The sequence below is a fragment of the Pseudomonas sp. CC11G genome, assembly GCF_056174845.1.
Map to the genome: position 1 here is coordinate 270,758 of NZ_JBWBZC010000006.1, position 15,679 is coordinate 286,436.

13 protein-coding genes are annotated in these 15,679 nt (G+C 61.2%); 2 read left to right on the plus strand and 11 right to left on the minus strand.

Features of this window, described 5'->3' with window-relative positions; translation table 11 throughout:
* Positions 1 to 101 precede the first annotated feature (101 nt).
* The 4 genes from AC0V2S_RS11215 to AC0V2S_RS11230 all read right to left on the minus strand — a co-directional run bounded on the left by AC0V2S_RS11215 (position 102) and on the right by AC0V2S_RS11230 (position 3,881).
* Positions 102 to 1,976: an MFS transporter gene (locus tag AC0V2S_RS11215; protein WP_475509807.1), complete on the minus strand. Its 1,875-nt coding sequence runs from the start codon at positions 1,974 to 1,976 to the stop codon at positions 102 to 104.
* 180 nt (positions 1,977 to 2,156) lie between these two features.
* Positions 2,157 to 2,486 (minus strand): AzlD domain-containing protein, encoded by a 330-nt coding sequence (locus AC0V2S_RS11220; protein ID WP_475509808.1) that lies wholly within the window; start codon positions 2,484 to 2,486, stop codon positions 2,157 to 2,159.
* Positions 2,486 to 3,199 (minus strand): AzlC family ABC transporter permease, encoded by a 714-nt coding sequence (locus AC0V2S_RS11225; protein WP_475509809.1) that lies wholly within the window; start codon positions 3,197 to 3,199, stop codon positions 2,486 to 2,488. The genes AC0V2S_RS11220 and AC0V2S_RS11225 overlap by 1 nt, the downstream gene beginning before the upstream one ends.
* 112 nt (positions 3,200 to 3,311) lie before the next feature.
* Positions 3,312 to 3,881 (minus strand): GNAT family N-acetyltransferase, encoded by a 570-nt coding sequence (locus tag AC0V2S_RS11230; protein WP_475509810.1) that lies wholly within the window; start codon positions 3,879 to 3,881, stop codon positions 3,312 to 3,314.
* Positions 3,882 to 4,046: 165 nt separating this feature from the next.
* Between AC0V2S_RS11230 and AC0V2S_RS11235 the strand changes: the two genes are divergently transcribed.
* Complete coding sequence (locus AC0V2S_RS11235; RefSeq protein WP_475509811.1) at positions 4,047 to 7,532, plus strand: hybrid sensor histidine kinase/response regulator; 3,486 nt, start codon at positions 4,047 to 4,049, stop codon at positions 7,530 to 7,532.
* Between the two features lie 48 nt (positions 7,533 to 7,580).
* Here AC0V2S_RS11235 and fghA read toward each other — a convergent pair whose 3' ends face one another.
* Together fghA and AC0V2S_RS11245 are read right to left on the minus strand one after the other, a co-directional pair.
* Positions 7,581 to 8,426, minus strand: coding sequence for an S-formylglutathione hydrolase (gene fghA, locus AC0V2S_RS11240; protein WP_475509812.1), 846 nt, complete (start codon positions 8,424 to 8,426; stop codon positions 7,581 to 7,583).
* An 18-nt stretch (positions 8,427 to 8,444) separates the two neighbouring features.
* Positions 8,445 to 9,557 carry an S-(hydroxymethyl)glutathione dehydrogenase/class III alcohol dehydrogenase gene (locus AC0V2S_RS11245; protein WP_108095921.1) on the minus strand — a complete coding sequence of 371 codons (1,113 nt, stop codon included), beginning with the start codon at positions 9,555 to 9,557 and terminating at the stop codon, positions 8,445 to 8,447.
* Positions 9,558 to 9,685: 128 nt separating this feature from the next.
* Between AC0V2S_RS11245 and AC0V2S_RS11250 the strand changes: the two genes are divergently transcribed.
* On the plus strand, positions 9,686 to 10,564 hold the full coding sequence (locus tag AC0V2S_RS11250; RefSeq protein WP_475509813.1) for a LysR substrate-binding domain-containing protein: 879 nt from the start codon (positions 9,686 to 9,688) through the stop codon (positions 10,562 to 10,564).
* A 131-nt stretch (positions 10,565 to 10,695) separates the two neighbouring features.
* Here AC0V2S_RS11250 and ispD read toward each other — a convergent pair whose 3' ends face one another.
* The 5 genes from ispD to AC0V2S_RS11275 form a co-directional block, all read right to left on the minus strand.
* Positions 10,696 to 11,406 (minus strand): 2-C-methyl-D-erythritol 4-phosphate cytidylyltransferase, encoded by a 711-nt coding sequence (gene ispD, locus AC0V2S_RS11255; protein ID WP_475509814.1) that lies wholly within the window; start codon positions 11,404 to 11,406, stop codon positions 10,696 to 10,698.
* Positions 11,403 to 11,681, minus strand: coding sequence for a cell division protein FtsB (ftsB, locus tag AC0V2S_RS11260; protein WP_108095924.1), 279 nt, complete (start codon positions 11,679 to 11,681; stop codon positions 11,403 to 11,405). The genes ispD and ftsB overlap by 4 nt, the downstream gene beginning before the upstream one ends.
* A 58-nt stretch (positions 11,682 to 11,739) precedes the next feature.
* Positions 11,740 to 13,029, minus strand: a complete 1,290-nt coding sequence (gene eno, locus AC0V2S_RS11265) for a phosphopyruvate hydratase (protein WP_475509815.1) — start codon at positions 13,027 to 13,029, stop codon at positions 11,740 to 11,742.
* Between the two features lie 145 nt (positions 13,030 to 13,174).
* A complete protein-coding gene (kdsA, locus tag AC0V2S_RS11270; protein WP_108095926.1) occupies positions 13,175 to 14,020 on the minus strand; it encodes a 3-deoxy-8-phosphooctulonate synthase in 846 nt (281 codons plus the stop codon).
* Positions 14,017 to 15,648 (minus strand): CTP synthase, encoded by a 1,632-nt coding sequence (locus tag AC0V2S_RS11275; protein WP_475509816.1) that lies wholly within the window; start codon positions 15,646 to 15,648, stop codon positions 14,017 to 14,019. The genes kdsA and AC0V2S_RS11275 overlap by 4 nt, the downstream gene beginning before the upstream one ends.
* Between the last annotated feature and the right edge of the window lie 31 nt (positions 15,649 to 15,679).

Sequence of the window (15,679 nt, forward strand, 5' to 3'; positions counted from 1 at the left end):
GCGCAGGCGGGAATCCAGAATCCTGCGTCGTGCACCTGGCTTGATAAGACTCGAGATTCTGGGTCCCCGCCTGCGCGGGGACGACGGGGAATGGCGAAAACTTACTTAACAGCCCCACGTAACTCCCCAACCTGCGCCTGCAACACCGCCGGCGTAGCCGCTTCCGGCGCCAGGGGCGCACCCGCTACCAACGTGATACGCGACCACAACCGACGGAACAGCCCCTTGCCCGGGTCTTTGCTAAAGAAGCTGCCCCACAACCCCTGCAGCGCCAGCGGAATCACCGGCACCGGGTTCTCTTCGAGAATGCGCGTCACCCCGGCCTTGAACTCATTGATCTCACCATCGGTGGTCAACTTGCCCTCGGGGAAGATCAGCACCAGCTCGCCGTTTTTCAGGTACTCGCCAATCTTCTTGAACGCCTGGTCGTAGATCAGCAGGTCTTCACTGCGCCCGGCAATCGGCACGGTGCCGGCGGTGCGGAAGATAAAGTTGAGCACCGGCAAGTTGTAGATTTTGTAGTACATGACAAAGCGAATCGGCCGGCGCACCGCGCCACCAATCAGCAGCGCATCCACAAACGACACGTGGTTGCACACCAACACGGCCGCACCTTCGTCGGGAATCTGCTCCAGGTCACGGTGCTCCACGCGGTACATGGAATGGCTGAGCAGCCAGATCATGAAACGCATGGTGAACTCGGGCACGATCTTGAAGATGTAGCTGTTCACCGCGATGTTCATCAGCGACACCACCAGGAACAGCTGCGGAATGCTCAGCTTGGCGACGGTCAGAAACAGAATCGAGGCAATCGCCGACACCACCATAAACAACGCATTGAGAATGTTGTTGGCGGCAATCACCCGCGCCCGCTCGTTCTCGGCGGTGCGCGACTGAATCAGCGCGTACAGCGGCACGATGTAAAAGCCGCCGAAAATACCGATGCCGAGAATGTCACCCAGCACCCACCATGCCTGGCCGTAGCTCAGCACTTGCAGCCAGGTATGCGCCTCGGCGGTCTGCGGGAAACTGCCCGAATGCCACCAGAGCAAAATACCGAAGACGGTAAGACCGATGGAGCCAAACGGCACCAGACCGATCTCTACCTTACGGCCCGACAGACGCTCGCAGAGCATCGAGCCAAGGGCGATGCCCACCGAGAACACGGTAAGAATCAGGGTGACCACGGTCTCGTCGCCAAACAGCCACTCTTTGGCGTAGGCCGGAATCTGGGTGAGATAAATGGCGCCGAGAAACCAGAACCACGAGTTACCCACAATGGAGCGCGACACCGCCGGGCGTTGGCCGAGGCCCATGCGCAGAATGGCCCACGACTGGCGGAAAATATTCCAGTCCAGCACCAGCGTCGGCAGCGCCGCCGCGGCGGGTGGAATGCCACGGCTGGCGAGGTAACCGGCAACGGCGATGGCCACGATAGCGGTGGCCACCAGCGGCGCGTAAATGTGCTCCGACATCATCACGCCGGCACCAATGGTGCCGGCCAGAATCGCCAGAAAGGTGCCCATTTCCACCAAGGCGTTGCCGCCCACCAGTTCGTCTTCCTGCAACGCGGCCGGAAGAATCGAATACTTCACCGGACCGAACAGCGCCGAATGCGTACCCATGCCGAACAGGGCGAGAAACATCAGCGTCAGGTTATTCAACAGGAAGCCGGCGGCCCCGATCGACATGATCAAGATTTCCGCCAGCTTGATGGCGCGAATCAGCTTGTGCTTGTCGAACTTCTCACCGAACTGGCCGCCCAGGGCCGAGAACAAAAAGAACGGCAGGATGAACAACAGCGCACACAGATTCACCAGCACCGTGCGGTCGCCGGAAATAGTGAGCTTGAAGAGAATGGCCAGAATCAGCGACTGCTTGAAGATGTTGTCGTTGAAGGCGCCGAGCAATTGCGTCACGAAGAAAGGCAAAAAGCGTTTTTTACCCAGCAAGGCAAACTGCGAGTGTGTGGTCATGATCCCTGTGTACCTGTATGAGGCCACGCCGGCCGTCCAGCATTGGACTGCATGTGCATGGCACAAAGCCACAGGGCGAAACGGATTTTGTGCAGAGAAATACGAAAATATGTAGGGCGAATACCCCGCCAGGAGTATCCGCCGATTACGTGTTCCACAACGTTGACGCGGTTACGTGCCCTACAACGGCAACTGCCCGAACACCCAGCGCAGCAAAAAGAACAACACAAATCCACCGCCGATGGTGGCAAGCAGATGCCGGGTAACGGCCGCAATCACAATCGCCCCCAGCCCCGCCAACAGGTAGGCATTATCCAGCCGCAGCGCCAGGTGCTCACCATCGGGCAGCAACATCCCCGGCACCACAATCGCGGTCAACACGGCGGTTGGCACGTAATGCAGCCCCTGCAGCACCAACGGCGGAAAGCGCAGATTGGGCCAGGCGAACAGGCTGTAGCGCACGGCAAAAGTGATCAGCGCCATTCCCAGAATCAGTAACCAGGTCTGCATCACACGCCCTCCCCGGCCAGTGCAGGTTGCGCCCGACGCTCCAACACCACGCCCACCACAATCCCGGCCATCGCCGCCGCCAATAGCCCGAGCTTGTACGGTAAGCCGTGGCACACCACCGCCACCGCACCGGCCACCAGCGCGGCGGCAACCTGCGGAAAATTACGCAGCAGGGGCACGACGATGCCGATAAAGGTCGCCAACATGGCGAAGTCCAGACCCCAACCCGCCAGGCTCGGCATGGCCTGACCAAACAACACGCCGAGCAAAGATGAGCTGACCCAGCACAGGTACAAGGCCAGCGCCACGCCCGCGTGGTACCACTGGCCATGGTCGCCAGCGCCATGGGCCAGATAACGGCGCTGCACCACGGCGAAGGTTTCGTCGGTCAGGCCGAAGGCCAGCGGAACACGCCAGGTCTGCGGCAAGTGGGCGATATAGGGCTGCAGCGATGCGCTATAGAGCACATGCCGCAGGTTGACGATCAGGGTGGTAAACAGAATCACCGCGCCGCCGGTGCCGGCGGTCAGCAAACTGATGGCAATAAATTGCGCGGAACCGGCATACACCAACATCGACATGCCCAACGCCTGCCAAAGGCTAAGGCCGGCCACGCTGGCCAGGGTGCCGTAGATAATCCCAAAGGGGGCGATGCCGACGATCATCGGCACGCTGTCGCGCAAACCATAAACAAACAACTGCGAGCGGGTCATTGATGCTCCTCCTGACCCACTAGCGTAAGTCAGACCTCGCTCGCGGTCTTGAACAATCTTGCACACGCCTGACGGTCGCGCCTCAACGTTGCCTGTTCACTCACCCGCCAAGCTACCCGCTGAAACGCGCCTCCAACTGCTGTTTAACCGCCGGCCATTCGCGGTCGGTGAGGCTATATAGCACGCTGTCGTCCAGACGCCCATCGGCCAGGCGCCGGTGGTTGCGCAACAGCCCTTCGCGCACCGCGCCGAGCTTGTCGATGGCCACTTGCGAGCGCAGGTTGCTGCCGGCCGTGCGCAGTTGCACGCGCACCATGCGCCAGCTTTCGAAGGCGTGACGCAGCATCAGGTACTTGATCATGCTGTTAAGGCCGGTGCCGTGCTGGCTGGCATCCAGCCAGGTGCCGCCGATTTCGCAAGATGGCAGCGGCGGCTGAAAATCGAAAAACCGCGTGGTACCCACCAGCCGCTCGCCCAGCCGCACCACCAGCGGCAGAGCCTGGTCTTCGCGCTGCTGGCTCAGGGCATTGCGGTACCAATCCAGACGCAGCGGCCCGCTCATATAAATCAGCTGGTCGCGGTTGGCTTCGGCCAGCGTCACCAGCGCCGGAATATCCGCATCGAGCATGGGCTCAAGGCGTAACGCACCCCGTTGCAAGGTGATGAGTTGGGGTTTGAACATGACTGACTTCCTTTAAAAGCGCGGCTTCCCGGCAGTAGCAATCAGGGCGTGCGACCTTAGTCGCGCCTGACTGAATGACACTTTGATGCGACACTCACCAGCACCTCGGCGTTCCGCCTCGAGGTGCCGGCAGTACAAATAAAACCCAGAATTTTCGGAGCATCCATGTCGTTGTCCAGCGGGCTGATCGCCACGGTCGCCCTGTGCTACATGGCCATCATGTTCGCCATCGCCTTCTACGGCGACCGGCGCCGCACACCCATGCCGCCCAATGTGCAGGCCTGGGTCTATAGCCTTTCGCTTGCCGTGTACTGCACCAGCTGGACTTTCTTCGGCGGCGTAGGCCAGGCCGCCGGGCAACTCTGGGCGTTTCTGCCGATTTACCTCGGCCCCATTCTGCTGATGCTGTTCGCCCCCTGGGTGCTGCAGAAGATGGTGATGATCAGCAAGCAGGAAAACATCACCTCCATCGCCGACTTTATCGCCGCCCGTTACGGCAAATCGCAGTTGCTGGCCGTGGTGGTGGCGCTTATCTGCCTGGTCGGCGTACTGCCGTATATTGCTCTGCAGCTCAAAGGGATCGTGCTCGGCGTAAACATGCTGATCGGCACCGGCCATGTGCAAGACACCACCGGCACCCGCTCGCAAGACACCGCTCTGGTGGTATCGCTGGTATTGGCGCTCTTCTCGATTCTGTTCGGCACGCGAAACCTCGATGCTACCGAGCACCACCGCGGCATGGTACTGGCCATCGCCTTTGAATCGCTGGTGAAGCTTCTGGCATTTCTGGCGGTCGGCGCCTATGTCACCTGGGGCGTTTTCAATGGCTTTGGCGATTTGCTCGACCAGGCCTCCGCCGCGCCACAGCTGGAAAGCTTCTGGGCCGAGACCATCAACTGGCCGTCGCTGATCGTACAGACCGGTGTGGCGATGATGGCCATCGTCTGCCTGCCACGGCAGTTTCACGTCACGGTGGTGGAAAACATCGAGCCGAAAAACACCCGTCTGGCGCGCTGGGTGTTTCCCGCCTACCTGGCGCTGGCCGCCCTCTTCGTTATCCCTATCGCCTTGGCCGGCAAGATGCTGCTGCCCGCTGGCGTGATTCCCGACTCCTTCGTCATCAGCTTGCCGCTGGCCCATGCCCACCCGGCGCTGGCGATGCTGGCGTTTATCGGCGGCGCCTCCGCCGCGACCGGCATGGTGATCGTCGAGGCCGTGGCACTGTCGACCATGGTGTCGAACGACATGCTGCTGCCGTGGCTATTGCGCCGGCAAAATGCGGAACGGCCCTTCGAAGTCTTCCGCCACTGGATGCTCTCGGTGCGCCGCGTGAGCATCGTGGTCATTTTGCTGCTGGCCTACGTGTGCTATCGCTTGCTCGGCTCCAACGCCAGCCTGGCGACCATCGGGCAGATTTCCTTTGCCGCCATTACCCAGTTGGCGCCGGCCATGTTCGGCGCGTTGCTGTGGAAGCAGGCCAACCGCCGCGGCGTATTCGCCGGTCTTACCGCCGGCTGCCTGGTGTGGCTCTACACCTTGGTGGTGCCGGTGGTGGCCCATAGCCTGGGTTGGTCGCTGGCGAAGTTTCCGGGGCTGGAGTTTCTGCTGTATCAACCCATCGGCTTTCAGGTAGACCCGCTTACCCGTGGGGTGGTGCTGTCGTTGGCCAGCAACTGCACGTTGTTTGTCTGGGTGTCGTATTTTTCCCGCACGAGGGTGGCCGAGCACTGGCAGGCCGGGCGTTTTATCAGCCAGGAATTCGGCAACAAGCCCAGCAGCCGCAACCAGCTCGCCGTGCAGGTGGATGACCTGCTGAACCTGGCCAGCCGCTTTGTCGGCGAAGAACGCGCGCAGCAAAGCTTTATCCGCTTCGCCTACCGCCAGGGCAAAAGCTTCAACCCCGACCAGCCAGCCAACGGCGACTGGATTGCCCACACCGAACGCCTGCTGGCCGGCGTGCTCGGCGCCTCGTCCACCCGCGCGGTGGTAAAGGCCGCCATCGAAGGTCGCGATATGCAGGTCGAAGATGTGGTGCGCATCGTCGACGAAGCCTCCGAGGTGCTGCAGTTCAACCGCACCTTGCTGCAAGGCGCCATCGAGAACATCACCCAGGGCATCAGCGTGGTCGACCCCTCGCTGCGCCTGGTGGCCTGGAACCACCGCTACTTGGAACTGTTCGACTACCCGGATGGTTTGATCAGCGTGGGCCGGCCGATTGCCGACATCATTCGCCATAACGCCGAGCGCGGCCTGTGCGGGCCAGGCGAGGCGGATGCCCACGTAGAGCGGCGCCTGTACTGGATGCGCCAGGGGCGCGCGCACACGTCCGAACGACTGTTCCCCAATGGCCGGGTGATCGAACTGATCGGCAACCCGATGCCGGGCGGCGGCTTTGTAATGAGCTTCACCGACATCACCGCGTTCCGCGAGGCCGAGCAAGGACTGAAAGAAGCCAACGAAGGCCTGGAGCAACGGGTGGCGGCGCGTACCCATGAGCTGTCGCAGCTGAACCTGGCGTTAAGCGAAGCCAAGGGTGTGGCGGAAAGCGCCAACCAGTCCAAAACCCGTTTCCTCGCTGCCGTCAGCCACGACCTGATGCAGCCGTTGAACGCCGCGCGGCTGTTCTCCGCCGCCCTCGCCCACCAGCCAGACGCGCTGCCGGCCGAGGCGCAGCAACTGATCCGCCATCTGGATAGCTCGCTGCGTTCAGCCGAAGACTTGATCAGCGACCTGCTGGATATTTCCCGCCTGGAAAACGGCCGCATCACGCCCGACCGTCACGCCTTCGAACTCAACACCTTGTTCGACACCCTCGGCGCCGAGTTCAAAGCGCAGGCCCAAGAACAAGGCGTGAGCTTCCATTTGCGCGGCAGCAAGTTGCGCGTCGACAGCGATATCAAACTGCTGCGCCGCGTACTGCAAAACTTCCTCACCAACGCCTTCCGCTACGCCAGCGGCCATGTGCTGCTCGGCGTGCGCCGTTGCAACGAAGGCTTGCGTCTGGAGGTGTGGGACCGTGGCCCGGGTATTCCCGACGACAAGCGCGCGGTGATCTTCGAGGAATTCAAACGCCTGGACAGCCACCAGACCCGCGCCGAAAAAGGCTTGGGCCTGGGCCTGGCGATTGCCGACGGCCTGTGCCGGGTGCTCGGGCACAAGCTGGAAGTGCGCTCATGGCCGGGCAAAGGCAGCGTATTCAGCGTGACCGTGCCGCTGGCCAAGGCACCGTCGCCAGTCGCCGTAAATGGCACCGGCAGCGACGCCAACGGCCATCACCTGAGTGGCGCGCACGTGCTGTGCATCGACAACGAAGACAGCATTCTGGTGGGCATGCACAGCTTGCTGTCGCGCTGGGGTTGTCAGGTGTGGACGGCACGCAATCGCCTGGAATGCGAGCACTTGCTGGCCGAGGACGTCCGCCCACAACTGGCGCTAGTGGACTACCACCTGGACGAAGGCGAAACCGGCACCGAACTGATGGCCTGGCTGCGCACACGATTGGGCGAGCCGGTGCCGGGTGTGGTGATCAGTGCCGATGGACGGCCGGAGCTGATTGCCCAGGTGCACGCGGCGGGGCTTGAGTACTTGCCCAAGCCGGTGAAGCCGGCGGCGTTACGGGCGTTGTTGAGTCGGCATCTGCCGCTGCGCTGAGCCGCTCTTGCAGGGTGTGCTTCGAGCACAACACCCTGCCAGGGGACGTCAGCCTTTCAGAGCCTCGGCGTGATGCCGCAAGTGGTCATCAATAAAGCTGGCGATAAAGTAATAGCTATGGTCATACCCCGGCTGCATCCGCAGGGTCAGCCGATGCCCGGCCGCCTTGGCCGCCGCTTCCAGCGCCTGCGGTTTCAGCTGGCCTTCAAGGAAGTCATCGCGATCGCCTTGGTCCACCAGCAACGGCAGCTTTTCGCTGGCTTCGGCGATCAGCACACTGGCATCCCACTCACGCCAGCGCGAGCGGTCGGCGCCCAGGTAGTTGCCCAGCGCTTTCTCGCCCCACGGGCAATTCAGCGGGTTGGCAATCGGCGCAAAGGCCGACACCGACTGATAACGCCCCGGATTTTTCAGCGCGCAAATCAACGCGCCGTGGCCGCCCATGGAGTGGCCGCTGATGCCGCGCTTGCCCGAGACCGGGAAATTGGCTTCGATCAGCGCTGGCAACTCCGAAACCACGTAGTCGTACATGCGGTAATGCCGCGCCCAGGGCTCCTGAGTGGCGTTGACGTAGAAGCCGGCACCCAGACCGAAGTCGTAGGCGCCATTGGCATCGTCCGGCACGCCTTCGCCGCGCGGACTGGTATCCGGCGCAACGATGATCAGGCCCAGCTCGGCGGCCAGGCGCTGGGCGCCGGCTTTCTGCATAAAGTTCTCGTCGGTGCAGGTCAGGCCGCTCAGCCAGTACAGCACCGGCAACTTGGCGCCCTGCTCGGCCTGCGGAGGCAGGTACACGGCGAACACCATGTCGCAATTCAAGGAGCTTGAGCGGTGGCGGTAGCGTTTATGCCAGCCGCCGAACGCTTTGTTGCTCGATACGATTTCAAGGGTCATGGAAAGGCCCGCCCCGGATCAGTAGTGGATGACAGTGCGGATGCTCTTGCCTTCATGCATCAGGTCGAACGCCTCGTTGATCTGCTCCAGGCCCATGGTGTGGGTGATGAAGGTGTCCAACGGGATTTCGCCTTTCTGCGCTTTTTCCACATAGCTCGGCAGCTCGGTGCGGCCTTTGACGCCGCCGAAGGCCGAACCGCGCCAGACGCGGCCGGTCACCAGCTGGAACGGACGGGTGCTGATTTCCTGACCGGCACCGGCTACGCCGATGATCACCGACTCGCCCCAACCTTTATGGGCGCATTCCAGGGCGGCGCGCATCAATTGCACGTTGCCGACACATTCGAAGCTGTAGTCCACACCGCCGTCGGTGAGCTCGATGATCACGTCTTGAATCGGCTTGTCGTAGTCCTTCGGGTTAACGAAGTCGGTGGCACCCAACTCGCGAGCCACGTCGAACTTGGCCGGGTTGATGTCGATGGCGATGATGCGCGAGGCCTTGGCCATTTTCGCGCCGATGATCGCGGCCAGGCCGATGCCGCCCAAACCGAAGATGGCCACGGTGGCGCCCTCTTCCACTTTCGCAGTGTTCAACACGGCGCCAATGCCGGTGGTGACGCCGCAGCCCAGCAGGCAGACTTTTTCCAGCGGCGCTTCTTTGGGAATCACGGCCAGGGACACTTCCGGCAGGACGGTGTATTCGGAGAAGGTCGAGCAGCCCATGTAGTGGTAAATCGGCTGACCCTGGTAGGAGAAACGGCTGGTGCCGTCGGGCATCAGGCCTTTGCCCTGGGTGGCGCGCACTGAGCTGCACAGGTTGGTTTTGCCGGATTTGCAGAATTTGCACTCGCGGCATTCGGCGGTGTACAGCGGAATGACGTGGTCGCCGATCTTCACCGAGGTCACGCCCTCGCCTACGGCTTCCACGATACCGCCGCCTTCATGGCCAAGAATCGAGGGGAACACGCCTTCCGAATCCGCGCCGGACAGGGTGTAGGCGTCGGTGTGGCAAACGCCGGTGGCGACGATGCGCACCAGCACTTCACCGGCCTTCGGGGCTTCCACATCCACTTCGACGATTTTCAGCGGTTCGTTCGGGGCAAAGGCTACGGCAGCACGGGACTTGATCATGGTCGCTCTCCAGCGGGTTAAAACAGTGGCGCAGAGTGTAGTCCAACCACGTTTGCGTAAATAATCCGGCAAATAGCAAAACATTATTGCTATTGAGGGATAATCGCCGCCTTGCTGGAGGAGCGCGCATGAGCAGTTGGGATGGGCTAGATGAGTTTGTGGCCGTGGCCGAATGCGGCCAGTTCACGGCGGCGGCGCAGCGGCTGGGGTTGTCGTCTTCCCAGGTGAGCCGGCAGATCGCTCGCCTGGAAGAAAACCTGCAAACCCGTTTGTTCTACCGCAGCACCCGGCGCGTAGCGCTTACTGAAGCCGGGCAAACGTTTTTGCAGCATTGCCAGCGCTTACAGGATGCTCGCGAAGAAGCATTGCGGGCGGTCGGCGACCTGGGCAGCGAACCCAAGGGGCTGCTACGGATGACCTGCGCAGTGGCGTACGGCGAACGGTTTATCGTGCCGCTGGTTACCCAATTTATGAGCCGCCATCCGCTGCTGAAAGTCGATATCGAACTGAGCAACCGCACCCTCGATCTGGTGCAGGACGGCATCGACCTGGCCATTCGCCTGGGGCGTTTGCAGGACTCACGACTGGTGGCAACCCGTCTGGCGCCGCGGCGCATGTACCTGTGTGCGGCACCGGGCTATTTGCAGCGGTATGGGCGGCCGCACAGCTTGTCGGAACTCAGCCAGCACAACTGCCTAATTGGCAGCAGCGACCACTGGGATTTTCAGCAGGATGGGCGCGAACTGTCGCAACGGGTGCACGGCAACTGGCGCTGCAACAGCGGGCAGGCGGTGCTGGATGCTGCGTTGCAGGGGTTGGGGTTGTGTCAGTTGCCGGACTATTACGTGCAGGAGCATTTGCACAGTGGCGCGCTGGTGAGCTTGCTGGAGAAGCATCAGGCGCCGAATACGGCGGTGTGGGCGCTTTATCCACAGCAACGGCATTTGTCGCCGAAGGTTCGGCAGTTGGTGGATCATTTGAAGGCGGGGTTGGCGCATTTGGGTTGACGCGGGCAAAGAGCCCCTCACCCCAACCCTCTCCCGCACGCGGGAGAGGGGGCTAGATAACCGATCAGGGTGATAACGCGATCAGGCTCCCCTCGCCCGCTTGCGGGAGAGGGGCCGGGGGGTGAGGGGCCTTAGCTTTTGTGGGCCCAACGCAGCCGCAACCACTCCAAGTCTTCTGGCCGAGTCACCTTCAAATTATCCGCCCGCCCCTCAATCAACCGCGGCGCCTGCCCGGCCCATTCGATGGCCGAGGCTTCGTCGGTAATCTGCACACCCGACACCAACGCATCCGCCAACACCCGATGCAGCGCACCGAGACGAAACATCTGCGGCGTATACGCCTGCCAGATCACCGACCGATCGACCGTTTCCTGCACCCGGCCATCAGGCCCGGCACGCTTCAACGTGTCGCGAGCCGGCACGGCCAGCAAACCGCCGATCTCATCGTTGGCCAACTCAGCCAACAACAAATCCAGGTCATACCGCGACAAATTCGGCCGCGCCGCATCGTGCACCAGCACCCAGTCGTTTTCACCGGCGCCGAGTTCAGCCAGACGGATCAGGCCATTGAGCACCGAATCAGCACGCTCAGCTCCGCCATCGGCGCGCTCGATACGTTCGTTGCGGGCATACGGCAACGTTGGCCAATAGGCATCGTCCACCGACAAGCTCACCACCAAACCGCGCAATTGCGGGTGGTCGAGGAAGCAGTCGAGGGTATGTTCGAGAATGGTTTTGCCGGCCAGTTGCAGGTATTGCTTGGGCCGGTCGGCGAGCATTCGGGCGCCGACGCCTGCGGCTGGGATCAAGGCCCAGAAGGCAGGCAAAACGGGAGTCGTCATTCGTTCAACTGATAGAGGGTTTCGCCGTCTTTGACCATGCCCAGTTCATGACGGGCACGCTCTTCGACGGTTTCCATACCCTTCTTCAGCTCACTGACTTCCGCTTCGAGGATACGGTTACGTTCCAGCAGGTTTTCGTTTTCGCCCTTCTGCTCGGCAATCTGCCGCTGCAAGTCGGTGACCTGCGCAAAGCTACCCTCGCCCACCCAAAGGCGGTACTGCAGGCCTGCCAGCACTAAGATCAGAACGACGAATAACCAGTAAGGGCTACGCAAAATCGGTTTTTCTCATATGAAAAGGGCACCTTCCGGTGCCCTTTTTACCACCGGCAGCTTAGCCGCGGAACTCGTCGCGACCACGGTACGGTGCTTTTGCACCCAACTGCTCTTCGATACGCAGCAGTTGGTTGTACTTGGAAACGCGGTCGGAACGGCACAGCGAACCGGTTTTGATCTGACCGGCGGCAGTGCCCACAGCCAGGTCGGCGATGGTGCTGTCTTCGGTTTCGCCCGAACGGTGCGAGATCACGGCGGTGTAACCAGCGGCCTTAGCCATCTGGATGGCTTCCAGGGTTTCGGTCAGGGTGCCGATCTGGTTGAACTTGATCAGGATGGAGTTGGCGATCGACTTGTCGATGCCTTCCTTGAGGATCTTGGTGTTTGTAACGAACAAGTCGTCGCCGACCAGTTGCACCTTGCTGCCGATTTTATCGGTCAGCACTTTCCAGCCGTCCCAGTCCGATTCGTCCATGCCGTCTTCGATGGAGATGATCGGGTACCGCTCGGTCAGGCCAGCCAGGTAGTCAGCAAAACCGGCAGCATCGAACACTTTGCCTTCGCCGGCCAGGTCGTACTTGCCGCCTTCGAAGAATTCGCTGGAAGCGCAGTCCAGGGCCAGGGTCACGTCGGTGCCCAGCTTGTAGCCAGCGTTAGCAACGGCTTCGGCGATAGCGGCCAGGGCGTCTTCGTTGGAAGCGAGGTTCGGCGCGAAACCACCTTCGTCACCCACCGAGGTGCTCAGGCCGCGAGCTTTCAGCACGGCTTTGAGGTGGTGGAAAATTTCGGTGCCCATGCGCAGGCCGTCGGCGAAGGTCTTGGCGCCTACTGGCTGAACCATGAACTCTTGAATGTCGACGTTGTTATCGGCGTGCTCGCCGCCGTTGATGATGTTCATCATCGGTACCGGCATGGAGTACACGCCCGGGGTGCCGTTGAGGTTGGCAATGTGCGCGTACAGCGGCAGGTCCTGGTCCTGGGCAGCGGCTTTGGCAGCGGCCAGGGAGACGGCGAGGATGGCGTTGGCACCCAGGCTGCCTTTGTTTTCAGTGGCGTCGAGGGCGATCATCGCCAGGTCGAGGGCTTTCTGGTCTACCGGGTCTTTGCCCAACAGCAGGGAGCGGATCGGGCCGTTGATGTTGGCGACTGCTTTCAGCACGCCTTTGCCCAGGTAACGGCTCTTGTCGCCATCACGCAGTTCCAGCGCTTCGCGCGAACCGGTGGAGGCACCCGACGGCGCGCAGGCGCTGCCGACGATACCGTTGTCGAGAATGACGTCTGCTTCGACGGTCGGGTTGCCGCGGGAGTCGAGAACTTCACGACCTTTGATGTCGACGATCTTTGCCATTGTTGCTAACACTCCAAAATATGACGAAAACGGCGCTGCAGAGAGGTTGATGCAGGCAGCTTGGAACCAAACCAGCCCGCTCGACGACTCTCTGACTCACGGGTCAGAGCTCGCCCGAGCGGCACTTTACCGAAAGTTGCTGCGCTTAGGCAGTCTCAATCGGCGGGAAGCTCTTGACCAGGTCGTCCAGGGCCTTGAGCTGAGTGAGGAACGGCTCCAGCTTGTCCAGGCGCAGGGCGCAGGGACCATCGCACTTGGCGTTGTCCGGGTCCGGGTGGGCTTCGAGGAACAAGCCCGCCAGGCCCTGGCTCATGCCGGCCTTGGCCAGGTCGGTAACCTGGGCGCGGCGGCCGCCAGCGGAGTCGGAACGCCCGCCCGGCATTTGCAGGGCGTGGGTCACGTCGAAAAACACCGGGTATTCGAACGACTTCATGATGCCGAAGCCGAGCATGTCCACCACCAGGTTGTTGTAGCCAAAGCTCGAACCGCGCTCGCAAAGGATGAGCTGGTCGTTACCGGCTTCGACGCACTTGGCCAGGATATGTTTCATTTCCTGAGGGGCGAGGAACTGGGCTTTCTTGATGTTGATGACCGCGCCAGTCTTGGCCATGGCCACGACCAGATCGGTTTGTCGGGACAGGAAAGCCGGCAGCTGGATGATGTCGCACACCGCGGCAACCGGAGCGGCTTGCTCAGGCTCGTGCACGTCGGTGATGACCGGCACGCCGAAGGTTTTCTTCACTTCTTCGAAAATCTTCATGCCCTCTTCCAGGCCTGGGCCGCGGAAGGAAGACACGGAGGAGCGGTTGGCTTTGTCGAAGCTGGCCTTGAACACGTAAGGGATGCCGAGCTTGTCGGTAACGCGCACGTATTCTTCGCAGGCTTTCATCGCCAGGTCGCGGGATTCAAGAACGTTGATACCGCCGAACAGCACAAAGGGTTTGTCGTTGGCGATTTCAATATTGCCAACCTTGATGACTTTCTGGGTCATGCCTTTCTCGCTTTCTGCGCCAGTGCGGCGTTAACGAAACCACTGAACAATGGGTGACCATCGCGCGGGGTGGAGGTGAACTCCGGGTGGAATTGGCAGGCCACGAACCATGGATGATCCGGCGCTTCAACCACTTCAACCAGGGCGCCATCGGCAGAACGGCCGGTGATTTTCAGGCCGGCTTCCTGCAGTTTTGGCAGCAGGTTGTTGTTCACTTCATAGCGATGACGGTGACGCTCTACGATGGTTTCTTTCGCGTAGCAGTCGAACACTTTCGAGCCTTCGATCAGGTGGCAATCCTGCGCGCCGAGACGCATGGTGCCGCCCAGGTCCGAGGCTTCGGTACGAATTTCCACACCGCCTTCAGCGTCTTCCCACTCGGTGATCAAGCCGACAACCGGGTGGCCGCTGACTTTGTCGAACTCGGTGGAGTTGGCGTCGGTCCAGCCCAGTACGTTACGGGCGAACTCGATAACCGCGACCTGCATGCCGAGGCAAATGCCCAGGTACGGGATCTTGTTTTCACGGGCGTATTGCACCGTGGTGATCTTGCCTTCCACGCCGCGCAGACCGAAGCCGCCGGGCACCAGAATGGCATCCACACCTTCGAGCAGGCCGGTGCCTTGCTGTTCGATGTCTTCGGAATCGATGTAGCGCAGGTTGACCTTGGTGCGGTTCTGGATGCCGGCGTGACTCATCGCTTCGATCAGCGATTTGTACGCGTCCAGCAGCTCCATGTACTTGCCGACCATGGCGATGTTGACTTCTTTTTCCGGGTTCAGCTTGGCATCGACAACGCGGTCCCATTCAGACAGGTCGGCGCTGCCGCACTGCAGACCGAAGCGCTCGACGACGAAATCGTCCAGGCCCTGGGCGTGCAACACGGAAGGAATCTTGTAGATGGTGTCGACGTCTTCCAGACCAATCACCGCACGCTCTTCAACGTTGGTGAACAGGGCGATTTTGCGGCGCGAGGAGATATCGATCGGGTGGTCGGAACGGCAGATCAACACGTCAGGCTGCAGACCGATAGAACGCAGCTCTTTCACCGAGTGCTGGGTGGGCTTGGTCTTGGTTTCGCCGGCGGTGGCGATGTACGGCACCAACGTCAGGTGCATCAACATGGCGCGCTTGGCGCCCACTTCCACGCGCAACTGGCGAATGGCTTCGAGGAACGGCTGGGACTCGATGTCGCCAACGGTACCGCCGATTTCCACCATGGCCACGTCAGCATCGCCAGCACCTTTGATGATGCGGCGTTTGATTTCGTCGGTGATGTGCGGAATGACCTGAATGGTTGCACCCAGGTAATCACCACGGCGCTCTTTGCGCAGCACGTCTTCGTAGACGCGGCCGGTGGTGAAGTTGTTGCCCTTGGTCATGGTGGTGCGGATAAACCGCTCATAGTGGCCAAGGTCGAGGTCGGTCTCGGCACCGTCGTGAGTGACGAACACTTCACCGTGCTGGAACGGGCTCATGGTGCCCGGATCGACGTTGATATAAGGGTCCAGTTTGAGCATCGTGACCTTCAGGCCCCGCGCCTCCAGGATAGCCGCCAATGAAGCCGAGGCGATGCCTTTCCCCAATGAAGAAACAACACCGCCCGTGACGAATATGTAGCGCGTCATGAAAAACCCTAGAAGTCTGCGTTTAGGCGGT